This is a genomic window from Acinetobacter sp. KAM396 (assembly GCF_021602765.1).
Taxonomy (GTDB): Bacteria; Pseudomonadota; Gammaproteobacteria; order Pseudomonadales; family Moraxellaceae; genus Acinetobacter; species Acinetobacter towneri_A.
Genome location: NZ_BPPH01000003.1, coordinates 51,654 through 74,866, shown reverse-complemented (window position 1 = coordinate 74,866; position 23,213 = coordinate 51,654). Strand labels below are relative to the sequence as shown.

Genomic DNA, 23,213 nt, shown 5'->3' with positions numbered 1-23,213 from the left:
CCAAGAGACACCCTCTGGGCCGTTTCTGTTAAAAAAAGAATTCATTTTCTACCGATTTTAGGAGATAAACATGACTGCAGTTACAGCAAGCATGGTTAAAGAATTGCGTGATCGTACTGGTCTAGCAATGATGGAATGTAAAAAAGCATTAACAGAAGCGGGCGGTGACATCGAATTAGCGATTGACAACCTTCGTAAATCTGGTCAAGCAAAAGCTGCTAAAAAAGCAGGTAACATTGCTGCTGATGGTGCAATCACAATCGTTCAAGAAGGCAACAAAGCGATTCTTTTAGAAGTAAACTGTCAAACTGACTTCGTTGCAAAAGACGAAAACTTTGCTGGTTTCTCTGCGAAAGTTGCTGCTGCTGCACTTGCTGCAAACGAAACTGATGCTGCTAAAATTGCTGAGCTTAAACTTGAAGATGGCGCAACTGTTGAAGAAACGCGTATTGCACTTGTTCAAAAAATTGGTGAAAACATTCAAGTTCGTCGTGCACAAATCGTTGAAGGCGAAAACCTTGCTGTGTACAAGCACGGTTTAAAAATCGGTGTTGTTGTTTCTTACACAGGTGATGATGCAACTGGTAAAGGTATTGCAATGCACGTTGCTGCATTTAACCCAGTTGCTGTTACTGCTGAACAAGTTCCTGCTGATCTTATCGCTAAAGAGAAAGAAATTGCAGAAGCGAAAGCAGTTGAATCTGGTAAGCCTGCAAACATCGTAGAGAAGATGGTCACTGGTTCAGTTGAAAAATACTTGAACGAAGTTGCGCTTGATCGTCAAATGTACGTAATTGACAACGAGAAGAAAGTTGCTGAAGTATTAAAAGCGACTGGTACTACTGTTGCTCAATTCGTTCGTTTCGAAGTGGGTGAAGGTATTGAGAAAAAAGCAGAAATGAGCTTTGCTGAAGAAGTTGCTGCTGCTCAAGCTGCTGCAAAATAATTTTTACTGAACGTAAAACATTTTGTAAGAAAAGCCCCAATTTATTTTGGGGCTTTTTTGTGAATATAGCTTTTTCGATCTGCAATTGAGGCATAAATATTGATATAAAACTATAAATATTATTTTAAATCAGTATTTTATAACTAACTAACTTCATCTTATAGTTTGGAATCAGAACAAGAAGGTTATATGGCAAATAAAAAGAATTTAGGCATAGGCGCAATTATTGTAGTGTTAATTGCTGCATTTTTTTGCATAGATTTACAACAGTTTCAGTCTGAAACATCAAATGCGCCAACTACAAGTACTACGCGCACATCGCAAACTGAAAAAGAACAGTCGAACCTACAGCGAGATAAGCTGCAAGGACAAGATGCTCAGGGTGTTCAGCTGATTGAACGTGCATTTGAGCGTAGCCAGAGTAATCTACAAGTTCATGCGAGTGGGCAGGTCATTGCAGTGTTGGCAGATGACAACGAAGGCTCACGGCATCAAAAATTTATTTTAAAACTGAATAATGGGCAAACTGTGTTGGTTGCACATAATATTGATCTTGCACCACGAATTACTAGCCTTGCCAAAGGCGATATCGTTGAGTTTTTTGGTGAATATGAATACTCAGATAAGGGTGGGGTGATTCACTGGACACATCATGATCCAGCAAATAGACACGTGGGTGGATGGTTAAAACATCAAGGAAGAACCTATCAATAACGGTTCTTCCGATAATGAAAATAGGATATAGCGTTTAAACGCTCATAATGCTGTTTTTACGACGTGTTTTCCAAGAGGGTAGGATTTTACCTAAATAGGCATCCATGCACCAAATTGGGCCAATGAGAAGGAATTGGACATCTTTGAAGAATGAAGGCTTTTTCCCTTCAATTCTGTGACCATAAAACTGTCCAATCCACGCCAAAACAAAAATTGAGATATAAAAACCCATTCCCACTGGTAAAACATAGATCAGCCATGCCATTACCAGCATTAACGTTGCCATTGCAACTGCAAGAATCAAATCTAAACGTGCATAAAAAATAAAACTGAGCACCAGAAGTAAAGTCGTCAGTAAAGCACTGAAATGCGCCAAAATGCCGACAATCGAAAAAAAGATCGTAGGTACGCAAACCCAGTGAATTAATTTATTGGTTTTATTTTGATGGCTGTCGCTGTATTCATCGAGCCATTCACTTATTGTCTTCATGTGCTACTCCTGTAGACCGATCATCCGTTGTTATTGTTTGACTGTCTAAAATATAACTGAGAACAAAGAGGTGGTCAAAACAGTAATTATATTTTCATTATGAAGTAGCCACAAAATTGGTGTAAATCATCTGAGTGCATAGATGCATAGGGTGGTTATAAATTCTACAGACATTAAAAAAGCCACATTGCTGTGGCTTTTAAGTCAAATGCGAAATCGTGTAAGTGAATATTAAGAGTTTGGACCGTCAATACGCTCAATGCTTACTTTGGCAGTACCTGCATTGGTGATGCCCAATTGTTTTGCAGCGCCATAAGAAAGATCAAGTACACGGTTGCCATGGAATGGACCACGGTCATTTACTTTAACTACAACGCTTTTACCATTGTTTTTATTGGTTACGCGAATATAGCAGTTTAGCGGCAAGCTACGGTGTGCAGCAGTCATTGCATTCATGTCGAATGTTTCACCGCTTGCAGTTTTACGGCCGTGGAATTGGCGACCATACCAAGATGCCATGCCTGTTTGGCTAAATTTACGTACAGTGTTCGATGCCACTGCGTTTAACTTTTCAATCACTGAAGGCTCTTCAGCAGGAATTTCAATTTTCGCTGCAATCGTTTGACGACGGATTTGGTCACCTGAGCGTTCGGTGATTGAAAGGCTATTTAAATTTGAGAAATGTGAATTAAAACTTTGTGTTTCTTTGTTGAGTACACGAGCAGCTAGGCTAGATGACTCATTATCATTGTTGAATGATGATTGCACCATTTCAGCTTGCGACTGACTTAGGGCAACAGCTGCAGAAAGTGCAAGTAAGTATTTAAGTGGACTGGGCATGGTTTGAACTCCTGAAGACAGAATTATTAACTTAATTTCGCTCTTAACTGATTGAAATAGTGGTAATCCTGTCTGAAATTTCACTTTTTCGACTAGATTTGACGAAATGGATAATATTCATCCCTTACTAAAGGTGTCTAGTCTTTATACGAAAATAATGACAAAAAGTACCAAAAACCAACTCTAATTGATTAAAAAATAATCAATATTGTAACATAGTGTGTAAAAAGTTGGTTTTGTGATCAAATTGTTAGAAATATTTCTTGACTTTCGTGTTCTTCACTTAATTTTTTGCTTAGCGACTCGCAATTTCAGTGCCCAATAACCACAGTGCAGTCGCATACATACGGCTACGGTTATAAGTCGTAATCACCTGAAAATTTGGGTAGGTTATATAGTAGATATGACCATAATTTTCTTGTAATTGAATGACATTGACCAAGTCGAGGTCATCTATTTGCACAATTGGATTCATTGGCATCACGCCTTGCGATTTTAAAACCCCATAAGGTGTTGGCAGGGTCAAATCTTTGGCAATGACACTGTCAGGATTGTTGCCTGTATATCGTGCAGCAAATGCAATGGGTTGATTGCGCTGCCAGCCATGTTGTGCCAAGTAGTTTGCAATGGAGCCAATGGCATCGACTGCCGAGTTGCGTAGATCAATATGTCCGTTGCCGTCATAATCGACCCCAAATTTTGGAATATTGCTAGGCATAAACTGCGGATAACCAACAGCACCTGCATAAGAACCAACAATTGAAGAAGTTGGCACACCATCTTTATATGACCATGCGATCAGTGCTGCGAGTTCATCTTTAAAGTATTCCGCGCGACGTTCATAACCAAAGCCTAAGGTGGCAAGGGCATCACGGGTTACAAAAGAGCCCTTATTGCTTCCAAAACCTGTTTCTACACCCAGAATCCCTAAAATAATGGATTGCGGTACACCAAATTGCTGTTCAGCACGATTGAGCGTGTCTGCATATTGTTGTTTAAAGCGCACACCGCGCTGAATAGTGCTTTCTGCAAGGAAATTGGTTTTATAGTCGTACCAAGGCTTACTTTCGCCTGGGCGGTTCATGATGTTGATGATATTGGGTAAGTTTTTAGAGCCTTCCATCGCCCAATCGACTTGTGCTGCACTCAAGCCATAGGTCTGCATGGTTTTTTGTTTAAAACTGGCATAAGACGGATGATTTTGGAAATCATTGGCCTGACAAAAACTGGTGATAGAAAATGCACCAATGAGTAAAGAAAGACGTTTTAGTTTGTTATAAAAATCAAGTTTGAACATATTGAGGAAAATTCCAAATTGATGATTTACACAACTTATTTATATGCAGTAAATAAGTTGCTACTTATATATGAAGAATAAGCCGCTATTGGGGCCAAACTGCGAAAGCGAAGTAAGCGGCTAAGATAGCATTCATGCGTGACTGGTTTGCAAAAACTTATACAAAAATAGACAAAGAATGTGTAAAAAGCGCGCAGGATTTGTAACAAAATTCAATCTAGGTGCAAAAAGTTATTCTTGATTGTGCAAAAGTTGCAGACATATCCTGATATTGCATTGCATATAAAAATGCCTGATCAAAATCAGGCATTTTGCACTTAACATGCAACAAAAGGGCTTAAAACGCATTATGAGTTAAACCCACTGATATTAATGATGGAATAAGGTGTCGTGATATTCCGCTAAAACCAAGAGTTCCTCTTTGGTTAAATTTGGGATGATTTTAACCACCGCAATATGGACAGCTTTAATTACCGCTGCTGCGCCAATATCTGCTGCTTTACGCTTAATCATGCCCAAATCGAGGGTTTTGTTAAAGTCGCTCATAAAGTGGCGTACCGTCGCTTCTGCAAACTGTGTATATAGTTCGGTTAAAGCAGCTTTGTTCACTTCATTGCCTGCTTGAATTTCGGCATAGTTGTGTTTCAGGTTGGTCACTAAACTTGCATCGAGCGTTTCACCTACACGTGCATTGCCTGCTGCATCTTTAAAGCTACTGCGCTCAGAAAATTCAATCGATTGTTTCACGACATCATTTGGCGCTTTGCTTAATAATTGTTTTAGGAGTACTGCAACGGTAGATTTGACATAGCCCGCAAGTTTTTCGGCAGTGTCGCGTTTATCGCTGGCAGGAAAACGACGTACCAACTCGGTTAAAATGGCATCAATGATTTCTTCATTAATCATTAATGCGGTTTTGTCGCGCAGTGGGTACAGCGGCTCACTTGAATTTTTTTTCTGTTGTGCAGTTTCAATCGTATTTAATAATTCTGCAGATGGAATGAATCCAAAAAATGGCATTGTTCAACCTCAATGTTGTTATTGTCGCGCTAAACGAATAGGGCGAGGCATCCATGTTAAGTCCGATACACGGCAAGGGTTAATGTCTAAACCACCACGACGTGTATAGGTTGCATACACCATCAGTTTTTCTGGTGCGAATTTTTGCCAGATGTCTGCAAACATCTGTTCCACACATTGTTCATGGAAACCATTATGCTGACGATAAGAAATAATATAAGCCAAAATACTGCGATAACAAGGTTTTTTGCCTTGATAACGGATAAAAACCGTGCCCCAGTCAGGTTGTCCTGTGACAGGACAATTGCTGCGTAATAAATGTGAGAAAAGTTGTACCTCTATATCTTCCGCTTGTTCTAAATCGAATTGCAATAAACTTGGGTCAGGATGCTGCTCTAAACGCTCAGGCGTGAGCTGATCAATACAAATACCTTCAGGTTGGCTAATTGCCAAATCATCAACCTTAAATAAAGTTAGCGTAACAGGTGCTTGTGCTGCAGCCGTTAAATCATGCTCAACAGTTTCAATGAAATTGGCTTCAGACTGAAAGCGAGTAAAGTTCATACTATTAAAGTAGAGCTTTAATGATTTTGATTCGATCAGGTTAGGTGATGAAGCAGGTAGCGTAATCCGACCAATCGCAACCTGTGGAACACCTGCGGCATTCAACCACGAAATTTCAAAAACGTGCCACCAGTCTTGCCCGAGTTGGATTCCCTCAACATCTGCATATTTTTCACGTGCAGCAGCACGTGAAATAGGGAATAAAATATCGGGTTGATATTGTGTAGGATAATTGGTGTCTTTACCAAGGAGAGATTGTTCAACACTCATTATTCACGCATTCCTGAACCACGAGAAAGTAAATGATAGGCAATACCATAAAGCACTGCGCAGCATAGTGTAATCACAGATAATGAAATCGTCACGTTGACATCACTATGTCCTAAAATGCCGTAACGGAAAGCATTAACCATATACACCACAGGGTTAATTAAAGAGAGATTTTGCCAAAAAGGGCTTAAGGCACTAATGGCATAGAATACACCACCTAAATAAGTCAGTGGAGTCAGTACAAAAGTTGGAATAATAGAAATATCATCAAATGATTTGGCATAAACAGCATTAATAAAACCGCCTAATGAAAATAAAAAGGACGTAATTAATACGGTATAAATGGTAACAAACCAATTGGTAATATAAAGGTCGGTAAAGAATAGACTCATGGTGGTGACAATAATACCGACCAATACGCCACGACTAACACCACCCAAAACATAGCCCCATAAAATGGCATGCAAAGGTACAGGGCTCATGATTAGTTCTTCAATGCTTTTCTGGAATTTTGCACTAAAAAAACTTGAAGATACGTTGGCATAGCTGTTGGTAATGACTGCCATCATAATTAAGCCGGGCACAATAAATTGCATATAGCTAAAGCCGCCCATTTCACCAATACGCGAACCGACCAAATTACCAAAAATCACGAAGTACAAACTCATGGTGATAGCAGGTGGTAACAAGGTTTGTGGCCAAATGCGCATAAAACGACGAATTTCTTTATGCACTAAGGTATAGAGTGCAATCCGCAGTTGGGTAAAATTCATTGCGCAGCTCCATCTAAATTCTTTTCGACCATTTTGACAAATAACTCTTCTAGACGGTTGGACTTATTGCGCATACTGCGCACGCGAATGCCTTGCGCTTCTAAAAGTTGGAATAAATCATTTAAGGTATGAGCTTTATCCATGGTGACTTCTAGGGTCACTGCATCAATTAGGTTGAAACGTACACCAATAATATCTAAATGAATGGGTTGAATCGGTTCAGCTAAATCGAAAATAAAAGATTCTTCACTTAACTGGTTTAAGAAGTTTTTCATGGAAGTGTCTTCTTTAATCACTCCACGATCAATAATCGCGATACGACGACACAACATTTCGGCTTCTTCTAAATAGTGGGTAGTGAGAATGATTGAGGTGCCTTTATCATTCATCTCTGTTAAAAAATCCCACATTGAACGACGCAGCTCAATATCTACACCTGCAGTGGGTTCATCCAAAATAAGCAGTTTCGGCTCGTGCATCATGGCACGTGCAATCATTAAACGACGTTTCATACCGCCAGACAGCATTCGCGCTTGAGTGGCACGTTTATCCCATAAACCCAGTTTTTCTAAATATTCTTCGGCACGTTGTTCGGCAACTTTTTTTGAAATACCGTAATATCCTGCTTGTGTGACCAAAATATCAAAGGTCTTTTCAAACTGACCAAAGTTAAATTCTTGCGGTACTACTCCTAAGCATTGCTTGGCTTGGGATGGTTGGGTATCTAGATTATGCCCAAAAATTTCGACAGTACCTGCCGTTTTTTTGGTGAGAGAACTGATGATGCTAATGGTTGTAGATTTACCTGCACCATTAGGTCCAAGTAGGGCATAAAACTCACCTTCAGGAACGGTTAAATTAATTCCTTTCAGTGCTTGGAAACCATTTCGATAGGTCTTTGACACGTCCCTTAACGTCAATGCATCAGTCATGAAATTCTCACTTGAGGAATAGAGCGACTATTGTGAGCGATCCGCGTCAATAAACCAAGTAAGTTACATGGAATTCTTTGTTCCAAGTTTGGAACATTGTTTAAAGCATAAGCATAAAAATACGTAACATACATATAGTTGCTTTACCTTCAGCAATTTTTTGTTATGATGTGCAGCGCGCGCTCATAGCTCAACTGGATAGAGTACAGGTCTCCGAAGCCTGTGGCGTGGGTTCGAGTCCCGCTGAGCGCACCATATTAATATGTTAAATATCTGATTTTAAAGAACAATATAAGTAAAAATTATGTCTTGTGTACTCATTTGTGTACTCATAATTAATTTCACCACTTTGTAAGCTAATATTTCAAGATTCCCGAAATTTTTTTCTATTATGTTGATATTTCTACAATTGCACTGATTTTATATAAAAATTGGTTTAAGTCTTCTATTAATAAGAATTGAAATAAGGATGATGCAAAGATTATGTACAGCTACTCCAACAAATAAAGAATTTGATAAAGCTCAAGAACTGTTTTTTAAGATGGGTTATGAGTGGAATGGCTTTGAAATGGAAATTGAAGGCAGCCAGGAATTAATAGAACATAGTGGTGCTACATTGCCCATATTTTGATTAATTTTTTAGAAAGACAGGAACATATTCTTTTGCGTATTCAGGGTAGTCTTTGCAGATAATTTTCTTACTGATTTCTATTGATCTGTTCGGACTATCTAATTGATCTAGAAAATTACTCATCTTTTCATCAGCAGCCTTAAATTATTCAATCATTTTTGAATCATGATGCGCCGTAGATGATGCCTCTAATATTCAGGTTCCTTTTGGAACCGTTAAGAGTGATAGTGAAAAGTAAGCTGGTCAGGAGGATTTTTTGTATGGTCAAAGTTTTATTGTTATTAGATTTTAAACTATAAGCGGTAATAGGCAAAAGAAAACCCACCGCTGGGGTGGGTTGATTTTCACTAGATACTTTATTTTTTTACTTCAGTAATACTGATCGGCTTGTCTTTTTCAAACTCGACAATACCTTCACCGCCTTTGAAGTGAATAGAAACACCATCATCATTCGCTAAGCGAACTCCACTACCAGAAACAGCGCGTTTAAGATGATAAACTTCACCCGATCCATCAATCATTTGTGCAGTTTCAAATAGGTCAGATGATTTTAGGTAAAGTTTTAAATCATTAGGGCCTACAAAACTGATAACTTGTGTGTTTTCAGGGGCATTGCGTATCACGTTTTCGCGCGTTACTTCTTTATTTGGAGTCGAAGTACAGCCAGTGATCGCTAGAGCTATAAGAGTTGCACCTAACACGTATTTCATTTTATTTTCCTTTTTGTCTTCTAAACATTAGAGTAAATATAATAAATGGTATAAAACACGTTTAAATCCACTGTTACAGAGTTATTACACAAAAAGAACCCATCGATAGGCATTGATGAGTTTGTTTTGCGCTACTTCGTTATAACAGGTGAGGATTGCGATTGACCTTAATTAGACAGTAGTAACTAGATATGGCACGAGCTTTACTTTACTGATTGCAGTCAATCACATACTTTTCTTTGTAGTAGTCCACGGCTCTATCGAGTGCCTGACTTAATTCTTCATCGGTATATTCTGGTGAAAGTTGCTTTAAAGCAGGGACGTACTGCTTGTAATAGATATCAGGCCAGTCTTTGCAAAGGAACTGTTTGCGTACTTTTTGTGAAGTATCTGGATTTTCCAATAAATCGAAATAGCCGTTAATTTTTTCATCCGATTCTTGATCCTAGACAGTATCGTGGACAACAAATCCCTCTAAATTCTTAAAATATTTCTGTTCAAAGGCTTCTGGGCTTAACCAGCCGTTTGCGGAATGCCTTCTGACCCGATTGTAATAAATCTCAATATAGTCAAACAAGACAGTATTCGCTTCTTTTCGAGTGGCAAACACACTGCCATGGACCACATGACCTTTCAATGTATGAAAGAAGCTTTCGGTCACTGCATTATCCCAACATGAGCAGTATACTGCGCAAGACTGTGTGACATACTTTGAACGCAGTTATTCGTCAATAATAGCGTCCTAAAATCACGACTACAGTACTGTGAGCCTTGGTCCGAATGCACCATGACACCCATTGGATACCCCTGACGAGCCATTGCATAATGAAACGCATCACACACAAATACAGCCAACCTTGCTTAGTACGGATATAGGTAATATCCGTTGTCCAGATCTTATTGGGTTCATTGACCGTAAATTGACGATCCAACAAGTTGGGTGCTGTAGGCAAACGATGGTTTGAATCAGTCGTATGCTTGTATTTACGTGCAATCCTGCTACGTAAACCAAGCTTTTTTAGCATCCTTCCAATAGTACGTTCGCTCATGTTGTAATCTAATTCATGCATGTCATGTACTAATGAAGGTGCCCCCAATCGTGCATGATGCTGCCAATATACGGCTTTTAAGTCATTATATTTCTGTGCTGGATTGGCTTGACGTTTTTGCCAGGCATAATAGCCTGAAGTGCTGACACCTAGGTATTTACAGGCAGAAGATACGGTGACTTCATTCATATCTAGATCTTGAATTACCGTGTACTTTTCTTGGCATGATCTGTTAGAAAGTACACATGCGCTTTTTTTAAGATGTCATTGGCTTCCTTGAGCTGTTTGACTTCTTTCTCTAATTCCAAGATCCGCTGTTGTTCTGGTGAAAGTTGACGTTTGCTTGAACCCACTGGATTGGCTTCACGAATCCATTTGTCTAAGGTTGAATAACCCACACCTAATTTCTGGGCGATTGCAGCTATAGCTTCGTGGGAGTTTGAAAGTGCATAATCAATCGCTTGCTGTTTAAATTCGGGACTAAAACGTTTAGCCATTTCTTGAATCTCCAAAGATTAAAGTTACGTTATCTTTAGAGGGACGTGCTGTCCATTATTTTGGCTAGGATCACTAGATGGATAGTCGCTTAGGACAACGAGATTCTGTGCAGCCTCATCAATTCTGTTTGCAAACCTAGAGCACCAAGATTTCTAGCCGAGCGCATTTCTAATATTAAAGCTTCTTGCTCAGCATCGATTTTAATATTTGGCGATTTAAAGGACGTTTACTCTGACTACTTAATCCATCAATACCTTGTTAAGAATATCTTTTCCACCACTTGCGCAACGTTGGTCTAGAAATGCCACATCTCCGACAAACTAGGCCAGCATCATTGGTCTCTTCAAATAATTTAACCCATACGAATCTTAGTTGAACTTCTCTATTCATAAACACCCATTATATTGAAAATGATGTCTCTGAATCACACACTTTTAGGTGCTGCAAAGCGCAAGCTTATACATCTGAGTTATGGCATTTTAAAACATCAGACTGCCTTTTAAATACATTATTTATTAATCGAATAATCTCTAAACCTGATTAGCTGCCAAGACGGTATCTCAGGTATGACGCTATGGAAAATAGGTCAGGCTATCATCTGCACAGTTCGGTTGAAACTATGGTACATGTCATCCGATGCTTAGGAGAGAACCTTAGTGCAAGGCGCTTTGTATTTCAAATCATAGTGCAACAAAGTCATATAATACTCACCTATTTTAAAACTGAAAATCTGAGAGCAACTTCCTGGGCTATATCATTCAACTTTTTCCACATCAGAAATTGGCACCACGGAATTTCGTTGTAAAGCCGTGGCAGAAGGGGAGCAGGTTTGTTTTATGATTTTGCTGAAGCTACAGCAATGGTAAAGCTATACAATAAAGATATGCTGCAAGATGTTAATTATGAAATTGAATTAATTGAGTAATCAGCTGCGTATTGTTTTTTTAATTTATTTTTGATTCGCACAGAAGCTAATCGTAAAGCTGGAGCTTTTAGCCGCATAAAATTATGCCGCAACTGAAAATTAAATCAATTGAAATTTTGCTGTGTGAATGTGTTGAAATGTAGTGGGCTATTGCAGTAAAAAATAAGTTTCACTATATTGAAATTACAGTAGGTCATTCAATGTAATTGACGCTACGATGCAGTTGGACGGATCAATGACAGCTCGTTGAGTTTGCAACTTTTGTTCAAACAATAAAATCAGCACTAGCCTTCCATCATAAAAAAACTCGCAGCAATGCGAGTTTTTTCTGTGCTAGAATAAAAAACAAGCAACTTTACTGTGATTTTGTAAGTTGTAAATAAAATTTTAAAAAATATGTGGTTGAATTTATTAAATAATTAAAATTTAGTTTAAAAAATACTACATTGTCAAACAATCTAACAACTCACTTTTTTAAAAAATTTATAAGCTATGGTATAAAAAACTTCCGTCAAGAAAAAGGGAACAACAATGACGCAAATCATCGATATTAAAGTTAAAGACCAGTTTAGCCATATTTACGAAGCAAAAGCATTGCTACGTAATATCCCAGAAACTTCATTGGCAGCGGGTTTGGCACTATTTCACAAAATTGAACACATTATTGTGGAAGGTGAAGTAATTTTACCAAGCATCGAACTTTTGTTTGAAAGCCGAGAGTCTGATAGTATTTTCCGTGTGTTGGAGTAATTATTTGTGAGACCACTTGATTTTTAGAAAAGCTCATTTCGATGAGCTTTTTTGTGCACAAATTTTTAAGTAGATGCAAGTAAAGTGCTCATCAAGCTCAGAACATGTCACATTTAACCGCCTGATCTTTTACATGTAGGATATTTACATCGTATTTATCAAATTCTTGGATAGTTTTGAATGACGGCGTGCCCAATTTATTATCAGGCTCAAAACTCAACTCTTGTTTGGTTTGACTATCAAAACATTCAATCTGCAAGATTTACCAGAGCAGGACATCTGTACTTTGTTGAATTACCAAGCATCGCGGTTGTAAATGTGCCGAAATTTGACGTAGTAATAGATTGGTAATCGCCAGCTGTATTTGGCTTTACTGATCTTTTGGGCTTAAAAAGGTAATCACCCAATTGCCAACTTTACCGAGTTGCATTGGATTGTCATAAGCATCAAACGCTAAAAAATGCATGACTCATCATAACCTTGTGCCTCAACAATTCTAGAAAATACTATATCGTTGATTTTTATGAGTCGGGGCTATGCCGCTAAAGTCTTAGTTTTTATAGGGATAATGAATCTAAGATTTACATGTGTTCTTAAGATATTGAAAAATAATAAAAATAAATTAATGCATATCCCTAAGCATAGTTTTAATTGTTAAAAAGACTTAAAACTAAGTACAAAAATCTAAGCTTTAAGTCGGATTAAGCTTTTGCAGAGAGTGGTTGATTTGCTGCAAAATCTGATTGAGTGCTTTCGGTGGCAAACGTGTTTCTTGCAAAGAGGTAATCCATTGCATTTGGCAGAGTTTTAAGCTGCGAATATCCTGCGCTTGTACAATTCGCTGAATCAGTTGTTTTGCCATTAATCCACAATGACGTTGTAAAGTATCCATCATGAGAAATTTTACATCTTCAAAACTCAAAGCTGTAATTTCTGGCTGTATTTCTGCTTGTGGTTCAAGTTGTTCAGCGGCCTGTTCTGTAGTATTGATAGCAGCTGCAACACGTGCTTCTAAATATGCAGGAACTGAATTTACTTTAAGATGTTGAGTGCGGATTGGTTCTGCCAAACTTTCTGTATGTGCTTGAGGGGTGTTGCTTGCAAGTTGGCTATGAATTTCTGTGTGCAAAGGGTTCGGTGTTGGTGCTTTCACTTGTTGTTGCAATGTGTCTTGCTCAAGCACAGCAGGGGCTATCAATTGCATATCTAATAGCTGTTCAATCAATTCAGGTGGTGCAAGACGTTGCTTGAATTGATTTCCGAGAAAATCAAAATCTTCAGTACCAATCAATAGTAATAAACGACGTTGACGTGCATTTAAATCACGTGTGCGTTGTTGTAATGCATCTAGACCGAGTTGAGTTTTTTGATAATTAAACATGAGCCTTAATTTATTTCCCCAATAAATTAAGGCAAAGCATAGACTTTGAAAATTACATTAAGATGAATAAATTATGACAAGTAAAAAGTGGATGATTCACTTGAAATATTTATAAAGTCAAAATACTGGTATTTTCGAGCGCCTTGCGTAAGTAAGGATCTAAATCTTCTTGTCTTAATAACCATTGCACATAATCGGTAGGAAGGTTAGCAATTGCAGTACCACGATGTTTGCCAAAATTGATAATGTGTGGAATACGTGCTTCCTCTGAGGCGATATAGAGTTCTTCAATACTTTGAATTTGTAGTTGATGAACTTCGTGCATCAAAATATTGGCCGTTAAAATAATATCCATATCGGCACGATGCGCTTTTTTAATCATGTCACGCGCTTTTTCGCTGCCTTTGGTAATCATATAAATTAAAGCTGAAATATTGTGTGCTTCTGCATTCGGCCATACGCGACGGGCAAGTGCCAAAGTACAAATGGCTTTAATTTTAGAGGTATCTACACCACATTTATCTAGAGCGCGAATATCGTAATCAATATTATGCCCAATGATATAGGTGGTTTGGGCAGGTAATTCAAAACTACTGTAATGTGGTTGATCAATTAAGTCAGACTCTAAAATATGATGTACCGCCATTGCTGCGAATGAAATAGGCTCATCGACCTGATATAACTGATCGAAAATTTGACTTTTATCCAGACTAATTTTGCCATCTTGAATTTGTATGGGGGCGTAAGCAATCTCAATAGGTTGTCCATTTAAAGTATGGGTTTCAGTGTCGAGAATAATAGCCTGCATGTCCTAATTCGCTTGCGTCATTCAATACAAATGCAATCTAACATTAGCGGTTGCGTATGACAAATTGAATCGAAATTTTATAAACTACTCTATATGTGATCGATTGACCGGTTTTTTAATGTAAGTGTTTAATTTTAAATAAAATACACTTGCATAATAATAATCCAAATCTTGCCTTATACTATAAAAAAGCGTACAACTAAAGATTGCGAAGGATGCAATCAATAAGAATATGAAGACAAGGGTAAGTATATGAAAAAAATATGGTTAAGTGTGGCTTTGGTCAGTAGCAGTTTGTTGTTAACGGCATGTAATGATGATCATGACGATACTAGCGTTGTAGTAATTGATGATGGTATTCCGAAATATAATATTAGTCAGCCATTAGTCGTGACGCCTGAAAACTATGGATTGTCCAATATGACAACTGTGGCGGGGCAAAGTGTCAAAATGACCTATAGGATGTTAGGCGTAAATGGAAGTGAAGTACAAGCGACTTCTTTGTTATTTACACCTAAAACAACGCCACCAATCACAGGTTGGCCTATTGTGGTTTGGGCGCATGGTACAACAGGTGTAGCAGATAAGTGTGCTCCAAGTAAAACAGCATTAAATCTACATGTTGAAGACATGATTAAAAAGCTGTTAGCTGCAGGTTATGTGGTAGTCGCACCAGATTATGAGGGTTTAGGTGAGCCAAGTTCAAATGAAGCTCATCCTTTCTTAAACTTGCAGAGCGCTGCATTTTCAATTACAGATGCAGTGGTTGCAGCGCGTAATTATTTGGGTAATCAAGCCGCTAAACAATGGGTAACTGTGGGTCATTCACAAGGTGGACATGCTGCATTAGGGGCTGCGCAGTATGCATCACGTGCTCAGTTGGATTATAAAGGTACGATTGCGATCGCTCCTGCTTCTAATTTAGCTGCAATTTTGACTGTGGGAGAACAGAGAGCTGCTCAATTAACAAATGTAGAAGATAAAATTAATACCTTAGCTATGTTGGATACTTATACCGCATTGATTACGGCGGGGCTAAGAAATAAAAATCCTAGTCTAAGTTATCAGCAAGTATTTAAATCTCCAACTGATGGGATTGCAGCACTTGCAGACACGGAATGTTCAGATGTTTTAGGTGCAACACTAGGGGCAGCAATGGGGCAATATGCTGCAGGAAATGAGTGGAGTATCGATGGATATCCGCGGACGCAACCAAATTTCTTAAGCTTGCCAGATGTAAGTCAATTTTTATCGAAAGATTCGCAACCATTACAAGTCAAAGTTAATCAGCCAGTTATTATTTACCAAGGTGGGGCTGATGCGGTAGTACCTAAAGATGCCACAGATTTATTGTTGAGTAGTCCAGCAGCTAAGCAATCGAATATTCAATACCATGTAGATCTGACTTGGAACCATAGTACTGTGTATGTTAATAATATGGATGAGATTGTTAAAGATGTGCAATCATTAATGCCTATTCAATAAGTCATTGAATTAAGATAAAGATTGATTTGACCTGAAATAGCTCGTGTTTTATCTGAAGCATGAGCTATTTTTATGTAAAACTGAGAAAAGTTCATTCTCTCAGTTAACAAACTTTATGCTACAATACGCGCCAATCTTAGCACGGCTTAAAAGCCCTAAATTAATAGGACCTCGCTAATGTTTGCCAATATTTCTATTGCCGAATTTGATCCAGAATTAGCTCAAGCGATCACCAATGAAGATGCGCGCCAAGAAGCTCATATTGAGTTAATTGCTTCTGAAAACTACTGTTCACCTGCAGTAATGGAAGCTCAAGGTTCAAAACTTACCAATAAATATGCAGAAGGCTACCCAGGCAAACGCTACTACGGCGGTTGCGAATACGTAGATATTATTGAACAACTGGCGATTGACCGTGCTAAAGAACTCTTTGGTGCAGATTATGCTAACGTTCAACCACACGCTGGTTCGCAAGCAAACTCTGCAGTTTACTTAGCTTTACTTAACCCAGGCGATACTGTGTTAGGTATGAGCTTGGCACATGGCGGTCACTTGACTCACGGTGCAAAAGTAAGTTTCTCTGGTAAAACATATAATGCTATTCAATATGGTTTAAACCCAGAAACTGGCGAAATTGATTACGAAGAAGTTGAACGTTTAGCGCTTGAACACAAACCACGCATGATCGTTGCGGGTTTCTCTGCGTATAGCCAAATTGTAGATTGGCAGCGTTTCCGTGACATCGCAGACAAAGTAGGTGCTTATTTATTTGTAGATATGGCACACGTAGCTGGTCTAGTGGCTGCAGGTGTTTATCCAAACCCTGTGCAAATTGCTGACGTAACGACTACTACAACACACAAAACATTGCGTGGTCCACGTTCTGGTCTAATTCTTGCGAAAGCAAACGAAGAGATTGAGAAAAAATTACAATCTGCTGTGTTCCCTGGTAACCAAGGTGGTCCATTGGTGCACGCAATTGCAGCAAAAGCGATTTGCTTTAAAGAAGCAATGGCGCCTGAATACAAAGCGTATCAACAACAAGTTGTGAAAAATGCGCAAGCGATGGCTGAAGTTCTTATTGAACGTGGTTATGATGTTGTATCTGGTGGTACGAAAAACCACTTGTTCTTGCTTTCTTTGATCAAGCAAGATATTACGGGTAAAGATGCAGATGCATGGTTAGGTACTGCGCACATTACTGTAAACAAAAACTCTGTACCGAACGATCCACGTTCACCATTTGTAACTTCAGGTATCCGTATTGGTACTCCAGCAGTCACTACACGTGGTTTTGGTGAGGCAGAAGTACGTGATCTTGCGAGTTGGATTGCAGACATTCTTGACAGCAAAGGTGACGAAGCAGTAATTAATACTGTAAAAGCAAAAGTTGAAGCTGTTTGCGCGAAATTCCCTGTTTACGCAAAATAAGCACAGCCTTGAGTAAAGCCCCCTCAAGGGGGCTTTTTTTATGGATGTAAAAAATTGATTTTTCGTTCAATAAGCTGAATTTCTGTTATAACTTAAGCGTATTGAATATGATTGTAGGCAAGCTGATGATGACAGTATTGTCAGAATGACAGGAATAAAAGTAAATGATTAGACCAAAGATTATTATTTCAGAACAAGATTTGCACCGTTTGGAAACGATGCTTGAGCATCAACCTAAATTGACGCCAACGATGCAACATCTAGAAGATGAATTAGCACGTGCTGAAGTGGTTGCGCCACAAGATGTACCGAACAACGTAGTGAGCATGAATGCCCGCGCATTAATTACCATTGCACCTGCAAAAGAACCGACTGAAATTACCTTGGTTTATCCGCATGACTTTAAAGGTGAGAAAGGGCAGGTGAATGTGGTTGCACCTGTCGGGACTGCCATTTTAGGTTTAGCTGAAGGTCAGGAAATTGAATGGCCACAGCCCGATGGTCATATGATGAAAGTCAAAATTGAGAAGATTTTGTATCAGCCAGAGCGTGAAGGCGATTATTTATAATCTGTTTATCATCCTGCGTTAGGAACATTGAAAGCCATGTTGATCATGGCTTTTTTATGCACTGGTGTTTGAATCAGGCATCTTGTGACTGATGTTATGCGAATCTATAAAAAAGCATTTAAGCAGATCGAAATAAAAAATTGCAAAATATTACATGACCTTAGCCGAAAAACACGTACTATAAAATCATGTAAAGAGGGTTGTGATGGTCTATGGCTCAGTTTGAAGTGTTGCTGCCTTTGCAAGAGATTACGGTGGATCGTGCTGAGCTTTTGGCGATTCAACGCAATGATTTAGTACCGTTGTTGAATGATCAATATCGTCTAAATCATTATGCAGATCAGGTGATTCAAGCACAGTCAGTTTTATTGGATGGGGTAGATCCACATTTAACCCAGCAATTGAGTGTGACCATTGAGCAATTGATTCAGGCGCTTGGCAAATCTAAAAAAGTGTTAAAGCAACGTAAGTTTAATGCGCTGCAAAAGTGGCTAGGCATAGATTTGGAATATGGCGCGGGGCAAGTGCAATATTATAAAAACCTAGATCATTTGTTAGGGCAAGCAGACCGTTTGAGTCAAAAGCTGCAAATTGAAATTCAGAAATCACAATCACGTTTTCAGCAGTTGGTTGGTTTGCGTGAGCAAATGGCGAAATATATTCAAGCTGCCGATGAATTTTTATTGGAATATCCACGATTTGTGCGCAATCAGCATCCTTTGGATAATTTTAGCGAACGACTGGCCAAGAAAATTTATAGTTTAAAGACTTTGCAAAGTAGTAATGATATTGCGATTACTCAAATGCAACTTTCACAGCAACTCTCTTTTAGTTTGTTAGATCGATTTAAAGAAGCGCAGCAGGTACTCATTCCTGCATGGCAATATCATGTCAAACAAAGTCAGCAAAGTGGCTCACACAGTCAGCTAGAAAAGCTGGATCAAAGTCGTGAGCATTTAATTAAGACATTAAGAAAATCCTTAGAAAAACCTGCGCAATCATAAGGCATGGTTTTGATTAGATAGAGGCGAAATATGACAACTTCTGAACAACGCAACGTCGCTGTGCAAGTGAGTGATGAACAGACTCAGCAACAATTTCAGCAACTCAATTTGCAGGAAATTGGCTTACAGCCTGATGACTTTCAGGAGGTGCTGGCTGCGCGGAAAGAATTAAGCGATCTTAGCCATCATTCGGTTGCAGAATATGGCAAAAATATCGCCACTAAAACGTCAAGTTATACCGATGAGCTTTTAGGTTTGGTGCAAAATAAGGATTTGGATGTCACAGGGCAAAAGCTGAATCAGGTGGTGCAGGTTGCACAGCAGTTAAATACCAACAGTATTTTAAATCCAAACAAAAGCAGTGGCTTTTTGGGTGGTTTATTCAATAAGTTAAAAGGCGCTAAACAAAGTTTTGATCAAAACTTTAACAGCACCAAAGCGCAAATTGATAGTCTGGTCACAGAAATTGAAAGCTCACAAAATGGTTTAAAAAACCGTGTAGATACACTGGATAAAATGTTTCATGGTGTGCAAGATGAATATAAACAATTGGGGATTTATATTGCAGCAGGTAAGTTAAAACAGCAGGAAATTCAGCAGCAAATTTCTGAATTTTCCGCGCAGCCGCAGGATCAGACCACGACTCAAAAAATTTATGATCTCAATCATCTTGCTAATAATTTAGAAAAGCGGGTGAGTGATTTGCAGGTGTTGCAACAATCTGCCATGCAAACTTTACCGATGATTCGGATTATCCAGTCCAATAATTTAATGTTGGTCGATAAATTTTATGCGATTAAAAACATTACCTTACCTGCGTGGAAAAATCAGATCAGTTTAGCGATTTCTTTAAATGAACAGAAAAACAGTGTGCAACTGGCCAACAGTATTGATGATGCCACCAATGAATTGCTGCGCCGTAATGCAGATTTATTGCATCAAAACTCGGTTGATACTGCCAAAGCCAATCAGCGTTCGGTGATTGATATTGAAACCCTTGAACACGTACAAAATACCCTCATTAAAACTGTGAACGTTGTGATTCAGGTACAAAAAGAAGGCATGCAAAAACGTGCAGAAGCGACTACGCGTTTACGAGCCTTGCAAGAGAATCTGAATCAATTGGTGATTGGATCAAGCCAACAGTTTGGTGAATAAACGTGTTTGACAATGACTTCATTTAATCTGAAATTTACCTGAAAAGGAGTCGGATTTGCCCGCACTTGATGAATATGCCATTCAGCCACAGCAACTAAAAACAGGTGTTGTGGCATTACAGCAGCGCCAAAAAAAGCTCAGTTTTTTGGCTGTGCTGTCTATGACGGTGGTGCTTATATCGGCAATTGGCTTTTTTATTCAGCAAGATGTGATTTATAGCTTCTTTGGTTTAAGCACTGAAGTTCAGCAATTACACATGCCTGCAAGTGTCGATGCGACTTTGGCAAATTTAGGGCAGCAACCTGATTATTTTTTCAGTTTGTTGAACTGGTTGGGTTGGTTGATTTTAAAACTGTCGGTGTCATTTATTGGTGCATTCGTTCTAGTTCATCTACTCAAGAAAATTCGTTTTTTTTATATTCGCTTTCAGTCCTTTGTCTTGAAATTTGTAGCTTGGTTGCTGAGTTTTATTTTACTTTGGTCGGCATTGAGTTATGTTCAGCATGACCGACAAGATGATACGCAGCAGGTATATGCCAAAATTGTGCATTATGAAAAGCACATTCAAGAAAGTGAATTGGCGCGTTATTTACAAAATGCAGAAATGGCAGCGCCTGTTAAAGCCTATTTGTTGGCGCAAACGGCATTGATGCATCATCCCGCAGATAAAGATGCAGCCATTCCGCAAGTGTTGACCTTGGTCAAAGCAGAGCAGCAAGATCCGCAATTTTTACAATATGGATTTAAACCTGAACAATTATGGACGATGCAGCAGCAAGTTTATGGCAAAGCTTTAACACCTATGGCGCAAAGCGTACAGAAACAAGTGCAGCAAGCAGAACAATTAAATAGACTTGCTTATTATTTGAATTTCGTGGTGATGGTGTTTATGTTAATCCTCTCTGCGGTACTGTGGTTTTTATCGCGACATCTACAGCAACGTATTCAGCGGATTCAACAACATTTGGAATAAAAGTAGAGGATAATAATCGTTGCAGCAGTCAAGCATAAAATATGTTATTGTGGAATATGAATACGTTAGCTACATTTTCGATGCTGGAACAAAGTTGCTGAATTTATATTTTAAAAATTTAGCAATCATTCAAAAAAACGATCATAAATATAAAAATAAACCGTTTCCCCTATGTAACTATTTTTCGTAAGATAACCTTAACAAATAAATTTACTCCCTTGGAGACGTTAGCTATGTTAGACCAAAATACTTCAGCACAACTTAAAACTTTATTAGAACGTCTTGAAAGCCCAATCGAACTTGTGGCGACTTTAGATGGTTCTGATAAATCAGCCAAAATTAAAGAATTGGTTGAAGAAATTGCGGCACTTTCACCACAAGTTACAGCACGTTTTGACGGTAACAATACACGTGTACCAAGTTTTGGGATTGCAAAAGTAGGTGAGCAACCGCGCGTATTCTTCGCAGGTTTACCAATGGGGCACGAGTTCACTTCATTAATTTTGGCGTTATTGCAAACTTCTGGCTATGCACCAAAAGTATCGGATGAAGTATTAACGCAAATCAAAGCATTGAATCTTTCATCTCACTTTGATGTGTTTGTATCGCTGAGCTGCCACAACTGTCCAGACGTTGTACAAGCTTTGAACCTCATTGCGATTTACAACCCTGGCACAACAGCAACCATGATTGATGGTGCATTCTTCCAAGAAGAAGTTGAGCAGCGCAAAATTATGGCTGTGCCAATCGTATTCCAAGATGGCAACCACATCGGTCAAGGTCGTATGACTTTGGAAGAAATTGTAGCTAAATTAGATACAGATGCTGCAAGCAAAGATGCAGCTAAACTGAATGCCAAAGAAGCTTTTGATGTCTTGGTAATTGGTGGCGGCCCTGCTGGGAATACATCTGCAATCTATGCAGCGCGTAAAGGTATTCGTACAGGTATTGTGGCTGAGCGCATGGGCGGTCAGGTCATGGACACCATGGATATTGAAAACTTTACTTCTATCCAAAAAACACAAGGTCCAAAGTTTGCGGCAGAAATGGAAGCGCATGTGCGTGAATACGATGTAGATATTATGAATCTACAAAAAGTATCTGCCATTAAAGGTGCTGATGAAACTGCCAATGGTTTGGTCGAAGTGACTTTGGAAAATGGTGCAACACTTGAATCGAAAACGGTGATCTTATCTACAGGTGCACGTTGGAGAGAAATGAATGTACCAGGTGAAGCAGAATACCGTACCCGTGGCGTGGCATACTGCCCACACTGTGATGGCCCATTATTTAAAGGCAAACGTGTTGCAGTGATTGGTGGTGGTAACTCAGGTGTAGAAGCAGCGATTGACCTTGCAGGGATTGTAGAGCATGTGACTTTGGTCGAGTTTGATACTAAATTACGTGCAGACCAAGTCTTGCAAAACAAATTGAACAGCTTGCCAAATATCACTGTAATTACCAATGCATTATCGACTGAAGTGATTGGTGATGGTGCGCAAGTGACTGCATTGAAATATAAAGACCGCGCGACAGATGTTGAGCATACTGTTGAGCTTGCAGGAATTTTCGTGCAAATTGGTTTATTACCAAATACGGATTTCTTAAAAGCGTCAAAAGTAGAGTTGACGAATCGTGGTGAGATTGTGATTAATGAGCGCAACGAAACCAATGTAAAAGGTGTATTTGCCGCAGGTGACTGTACAACTGTACCGTACAAGCAAATCATCATTGCAACAGGTGAAGGCGCGAAAGCATCACTTTCAGCATTTGATTACATCATTCGTTCAGGTCAATAAGTCTGAACGAATACATCTGAATACGCGGATGAATCATCCTTAAATGTATTCGCTAAAAAGATAGCGCCTGAGTTCCCCAATACTCAGGCGCTATGTTCAGTAAATTGCGTCATCGGACAGTATTAAAAGTCTATTTATTCTATGTTTGGTTTTAAGAACTGGGTCGGCTAACAATTCAGTTCTTTTTTTATTTTTA

General features: G+C 38.9%; 22 protein-coding genes, 1 tRNA gene and 3 pseudogenes. 12 read left to right on the top strand and 14 right to left on the bottom strand.

The window, feature by feature from the left end; all coding sequences use genetic code 11:
* Positions 1–70: 70 nt before the first annotated feature.
* Both tsf and L6C30_RS03070 read left to right on the top strand, forming a co-directional pair.
* Entirely contained in the window at positions 71–946 is an 876-nt protein-coding gene (tsf, locus tag L6C30_RS03075; protein ID WP_019836568.1) for a translation elongation factor Ts, read from the top strand.
* 189 nt (positions 947–1,135) lie between these two features.
* Complete coding sequence (locus L6C30_RS03070) at positions 1,136–1,660, top strand: DUF3465 domain-containing protein (protein WP_070152688.1); 525 nt, start codon at positions 1,136–1,138, stop codon at positions 1,658–1,660.
* A 34-nt stretch (positions 1,661–1,694) separates the two neighbouring features.
* Here the strand turns inward: L6C30_RS03070 and L6C30_RS03065 are convergent, their stop codons facing one another.
* The 7 genes from L6C30_RS03065 to L6C30_RS03035 form a co-directional block, all read right to left on the bottom strand.
* The gene (locus L6C30_RS03065; protein ID WP_236162366.1) at positions 1,695–2,150 is read right to left on the bottom strand and encodes a DUF962 domain-containing protein; all 456 of its coding nucleotides are present in this window, start codon (positions 2,148–2,150) and stop codon (positions 1,695–1,697) included.
* A gap of 231 nt (positions 2,151–2,381) precedes the next feature.
* A complete protein-coding gene (locus tag L6C30_RS03060; RefSeq protein WP_019836571.1) occupies positions 2,382–2,990 on the bottom strand; it encodes a septal ring lytic transglycosylase RlpA family protein in 609 nt (202 codons plus the stop codon).
* Between the two features lie 295 nt (positions 2,991–3,285).
* Positions 3,286–4,287, bottom strand: a complete 1,002-nt coding sequence (gene mltB / locus L6C30_RS03055) for a lytic murein transglycosylase B (RefSeq protein ID WP_096902392.1) — start codon at positions 4,285–4,287, stop codon at positions 3,286–3,288.
* Between the two features lie 369 nt (positions 4,288–4,656).
* Positions 4,657–5,307, bottom strand: coding sequence for a hypothetical protein (locus tag L6C30_RS03050; protein WP_236162367.1), 651 nt, complete (start codon positions 5,305–5,307; stop codon positions 4,657–4,659).
* Positions 5,308–5,325: 18 nt separating this feature from the next.
* Entirely contained in the window at positions 5,326–6,141 is an 816-nt protein-coding gene (gene queF, locus L6C30_RS03045) for an NADPH-dependent 7-cyano-7-deazaguanine reductase QueF (RefSeq protein WP_236162368.1), read from the bottom strand.
* Positions 6,141–6,914, bottom strand: a complete 774-nt coding sequence (locus tag L6C30_RS03040; protein WP_004972812.1) for an ABC transporter permease — start codon at positions 6,912–6,914, stop codon at positions 6,141–6,143. The genes queF and L6C30_RS03040 overlap by 1 nt, the downstream gene beginning before the upstream one ends.
* The gene (locus L6C30_RS03035) at positions 6,911–7,846 is read right to left on the bottom strand and encodes an ABC transporter ATP-binding protein (protein WP_230245139.1); all 936 of its coding nucleotides are present in this window, start codon (positions 7,844–7,846) and stop codon (positions 6,911–6,913) included. The genes L6C30_RS03040 and L6C30_RS03035 overlap by 4 nt, the downstream gene beginning before the upstream one ends.
* Before the next feature lie 179 nt (positions 7,847–8,025).
* Here L6C30_RS03035 and L6C30_RS03030 point away from each other — a divergent pair.
* Positions 8,026–8,101 (top strand) — tRNA-Arg (locus tag L6C30_RS03030).
* A 214-nt stretch (positions 8,102–8,315) separates the two neighbouring features.
* Positions 8,316–8,477 (top strand): hypothetical protein, encoded by a 162-nt coding sequence (locus tag L6C30_RS03025; RefSeq protein WP_158006182.1) that lies wholly within the window; start codon positions 8,316–8,318, stop codon positions 8,475–8,477.
* Positions 8,478–8,833: 356 nt separating this feature from the next.
* Here the strand turns inward: L6C30_RS03025 and L6C30_RS03020 are convergent, their stop codons facing one another.
* From L6C30_RS03020 to L6C30_RS03005, 4 genes and pseudogenes are all read right to left on the bottom strand, one after another.
* Entirely contained in the window at positions 8,834–9,187 is a 354-nt protein-coding gene (locus tag L6C30_RS03020; protein WP_070152361.1) for a hypothetical protein, read from the bottom strand.
* Positions 9,188–9,395: 208 nt separating this feature from the next.
* Entirely contained in the window at positions 9,396–9,590 is a 195-nt protein-coding gene (locus L6C30_RS03015) for a hypothetical protein (RefSeq protein ID WP_019836642.1), read from the bottom strand.
* Between the two features lie 42 nt (positions 9,591–9,632).
* Positions 9,633–10,733: pseudogene (locus L6C30_RS03010) on the bottom strand (IS3 family transposase).
* Between the two features lie 92 nt (positions 10,734–10,825).
* Positions 10,826–11,124, bottom strand: a pseudogene (locus tag L6C30_RS03005) (helix-turn-helix domain-containing protein); the annotation flags it as partial.
* A gap of 1,066 nt (positions 11,125–12,190) precedes the next feature.
* Here L6C30_RS03005 and L6C30_RS03000 point away from each other — a divergent pair.
* On the top strand, positions 12,191–12,409 hold the full coding sequence (locus tag L6C30_RS03000) for a hypothetical protein (protein ID WP_004972907.1): 219 nt from the start codon (positions 12,191–12,193) through the stop codon (positions 12,407–12,409).
* A 97-nt stretch (positions 12,410–12,506) separates the two neighbouring features.
* On the opposite strand, the pseudogene L6C30_RS02995 reads toward L6C30_RS03000, so the two are convergent.
* The 3 genes and pseudogenes from L6C30_RS02995 to L6C30_RS02985 all read right to left on the bottom strand — a co-directional run bounded on the left by L6C30_RS02995 (position 12,507) and on the right by L6C30_RS02985 (position 14,598).
* Positions 12,507–12,875, bottom strand: a pseudogene (locus L6C30_RS02995) (hypothetical protein).
* A 225-nt stretch (positions 12,876–13,100) separates the two neighbouring features.
* A complete protein-coding gene (locus tag L6C30_RS02990; protein ID WP_236162369.1) occupies positions 13,101–13,790 on the bottom strand; it encodes a hypothetical protein in 690 nt (229 codons plus the stop codon).
* A gap of 109 nt (positions 13,791–13,899) precedes the next feature.
* Positions 13,900–14,598, bottom strand: a complete 699-nt coding sequence (locus L6C30_RS02985; protein ID WP_070152358.1) for an exonuclease domain-containing protein — start codon at positions 14,596–14,598, stop codon at positions 13,900–13,902.
* Positions 14,599–14,850: 252 nt separating this feature from the next.
* Here L6C30_RS02985 and L6C30_RS02980 point away from each other — a divergent pair, with 252 nt between their 5' ends.
* From L6C30_RS02980 to ahpF, 7 genes are all read left to right on the top strand, one after another.
* A complete protein-coding gene (locus L6C30_RS02980) occupies positions 14,851–16,083 on the top strand; it encodes an alpha/beta fold hydrolase (protein ID WP_236162370.1) in 1,233 nt (410 codons plus the stop codon).
* Between the two features lie 177 nt (positions 16,084–16,260).
* Positions 16,261–17,514 carry a serine hydroxymethyltransferase gene (glyA, locus tag L6C30_RS02975; RefSeq protein WP_236162371.1) on the top strand — a complete coding sequence of 418 codons (1,254 nt, stop codon included), beginning with the start codon at positions 16,261–16,263 and terminating at the stop codon, positions 17,512–17,514.
* Between the two features lie 164 nt (positions 17,515–17,678).
* Positions 17,679–18,083, top strand: coding sequence for a nucleoside diphosphate kinase regulator (gene rnk / locus L6C30_RS02970; RefSeq protein WP_004972920.1), 405 nt, complete (start codon positions 17,679–17,681; stop codon positions 18,081–18,083).
* 212 nt (positions 18,084–18,295) lie between these two features.
* Complete coding sequence (locus L6C30_RS02965; protein WP_178318924.1) at positions 18,296–19,087, top strand: tellurium resistance protein; 792 nt, start codon at positions 18,296–18,298, stop codon at positions 19,085–19,087.
* 30 nt (positions 19,088–19,117) lie between these two features.
* Positions 19,118–20,245, top strand: coding sequence for a toxic anion resistance protein (locus L6C30_RS02960; protein WP_236162372.1), 1,128 nt, complete (start codon positions 19,118–19,120; stop codon positions 20,243–20,245).
* A gap of 55 nt (positions 20,246–20,300) precedes the next feature.
* Positions 20,301–21,218, top strand: a complete 918-nt coding sequence (locus L6C30_RS02955) for a hypothetical protein (RefSeq protein ID WP_236162373.1) — start codon at positions 20,301–20,303, stop codon at positions 21,216–21,218.
* A gap of 233 nt (positions 21,219–21,451) precedes the next feature.
* A complete protein-coding gene (gene ahpF, locus L6C30_RS02950; RefSeq protein WP_019836653.1) occupies positions 21,452–23,017 on the top strand; it encodes an alkyl hydroperoxide reductase subunit F in 1,566 nt (521 codons plus the stop codon).
* Positions 23,018–23,213: the final 196 nt, after the last annotated feature.

Excerpts from the sequence above, each read along its gene's own strand:
- glyA (WP_236162371.1), top strand. The coding sequence starts at position 16,261 with ATGTTTGCCAATATTTCTATTGCCGAATTTGATCCAGAATTAGCTCAA.
- L6C30_RS03040 (WP_004972812.1), bottom strand. The coding sequence starts at position 6,914 with ATGAATTTTACCCAACTGCGGATTGCACTCTATACCTTAGTGCATAAA.
- L6C30_RS03000 (WP_004972907.1), top strand. The coding sequence starts at position 12,191 with ATGACGCAAATCATCGATATTAAAGTTAAAGACCAGTTTAGCCATATT.
- tsf (WP_019836568.1), top strand. The coding sequence starts at position 71 with ATGACTGCAGTTACAGCAAGCATGGTTAAAGAATTGCGTGATCGTACT.
- ahpF (WP_019836653.1), top strand. The coding sequence starts at position 21,452 with ATGTTAGACCAAAATACTTCAGCACAACTTAAAACTTTATTAGAACGT.
- rnk (WP_004972920.1), top strand. The coding sequence starts at position 17,679 with ATGATTAGACCAAAGATTATTATTTCAGAACAAGATTTGCACCGTTTG.
- L6C30_RS03025 (WP_158006182.1), top strand. The coding sequence starts at position 8,316 with ATGATGCAAAGATTATGTACAGCTACTCCAACAAATAAAGAATTTGAT.
- L6C30_RS03070 (WP_070152688.1), top strand. The coding sequence starts at position 1,136 with ATGGCAAATAAAAAGAATTTAGGCATAGGCGCAATTATTGTAGTGTTA.
- L6C30_RS02965 (WP_178318924.1), top strand. The coding sequence starts at position 18,296 with ATGGCTCAGTTTGAAGTGTTGCTGCCTTTGCAAGAGATTACGGTGGAT.
- mltB (WP_096902392.1), bottom strand. The coding sequence starts at position 4,287 with ATGTTCAAACTTGATTTTTATAACAAACTAAAACGTCTTTCTTTACTC.
- L6C30_RS02985 (WP_070152358.1), bottom strand. The coding sequence starts at position 14,598 with ATGCAGGCTATTATTCTCGACACTGAAACCCATACTTTAAATGGACAA.
- L6C30_RS02980 (WP_236162370.1), top strand. The coding sequence starts at position 14,851 with ATGAAAAAAATATGGTTAAGTGTGGCTTTGGTCAGTAGCAGTTTGTTG.
- L6C30_RS02990 (WP_236162369.1), bottom strand. The coding sequence starts at position 13,790 with ATGTTTAATTATCAAAAAACTCAACTCGGTCTAGATGCATTACAACAA.
- L6C30_RS02960 (WP_236162372.1), top strand. The coding sequence starts at position 19,118 with ATGACAACTTCTGAACAACGCAACGTCGCTGTGCAAGTGAGTGATGAA.
- L6C30_RS03060 (WP_019836571.1), bottom strand. The coding sequence starts at position 2,990 with ATGCCCAGTCCACTTAAATACTTACTTGCACTTTCTGCAGCTGTTGCC.
- queF (WP_236162368.1), bottom strand. The coding sequence starts at position 6,141 with ATGAGTGTTGAACAATCTCTCCTTGGTAAAGACACCAATTATCCTACA.
- L6C30_RS03050 (WP_236162367.1), bottom strand. The coding sequence starts at position 5,307 with ATGCCATTTTTTGGATTCATTCCATCTGCAGAATTATTAAATACGATT.
- L6C30_RS03065 (WP_236162366.1), bottom strand. The coding sequence starts at position 2,150 with ATGAAGACAATAAGTGAATGGCTCGATGAATACAGCGACAGCCATCAA.
- L6C30_RS03035 (WP_230245139.1), bottom strand. The coding sequence starts at position 7,846 with ATGACTGATGCATTGACGTTAAGGGACGTGTCAAAGACCTATCGAAAT.
- L6C30_RS03020 (WP_070152361.1), bottom strand. The coding sequence starts at position 9,187 with ATGAAATACGTGTTAGGTGCAACTCTTATAGCTCTAGCGATCACTGGC.